Here is a 249-nt window from a genome sequence, read left to right on the forward strand (position 1 = left end):
TCTCGCCGTTCAAGCTGCTAAGAAATCGGCAAAAGACTGGATTACTTTTCAGCGAGAACTCGCCCGGAAAGGCATTACCGTCAGGAAAAAATTCCGGCGGGGTTCTACCGAAATCGATGGTCTTTCCTACTTCAAGGACGGGCAAAAGTTCAAGGCTTCGCAGGTTGACCGCAACGGCAGATGCTCCTACGATGTCATCTGCAAGGCTCTCGACCGGAATAAAAAACGACAGTCCCAGCCGGCATCGCC

1 pseudogene is annotated in these 249 nt (G+C 52.2%); it reads left to right on the top strand.

Going from position 1 to position 249, the window contains the following annotated elements:
* Positions 1-249, top strand: a pseudogene (locus QZ311_RS12100) (hypothetical protein); the annotation flags it as partial.

The sequence above is a fragment of the uncultured Duncaniella sp. genome, from assembly GCF_910578445.1.
Classification (GTDB): Bacteria; Bacteroidota; Bacteroidia; order Bacteroidales; family Muribaculaceae; genus Duncaniella.